This is a genomic window from Algoriphagus oliviformis, from assembly GCF_017254915.1.
Classification (GTDB): Bacteria; Bacteroidota; Bacteroidia; order Cytophagales; family Cyclobacteriaceae; genus Algoriphagus; species Algoriphagus oliviformis.
Genome location: NZ_JAFKCT010000066.1, coordinates 1 through 312, shown reverse-complemented (window position 1 = coordinate 312; position 312 = coordinate 1). Strand labels below are relative to the sequence as shown.

Below are 312 nucleotides of genomic sequence, written 5' to 3'. Positions count from 1 at the left end.
AAAATAACCCTTACCTTGCACAGGCGTAAGCATGTTACCAACATTTTTGTCAGTTTGCGTCAGCAGATTCTCGAACTGGCGCAGGTTTGCGTCTAATTTGTCCTTATTTTGCGGCATAAGTTCCAACAATCTGTCGTGAATCGCGATCGCGGTCACTTTTGCCACCTCCGGCGACAGCCAAACGTGCATATTGTACTCGCCGTGATGATGCCCATGATCGTCATCAGCATGGTTATGCGCCTCGCCTGCATGATCATGATCGTCGTCTTCTTCGCCTTTCATCAGCAGCGGCTTCACCGCGGGCAGTTCGCT

The 312-nt window shown here is 50.6% G+C and carries 1 protein-coding gene; it reads right to left on the bottom strand.

The features are described 5' to 3' along the window. The coding region (locus J0A68_RS23350) for a metal ABC transporter solute-binding protein, Zn/Mn family (protein ID WP_206580516.1) at positions 1 to 312 on the bottom strand (312 nt) is incomplete at both ends.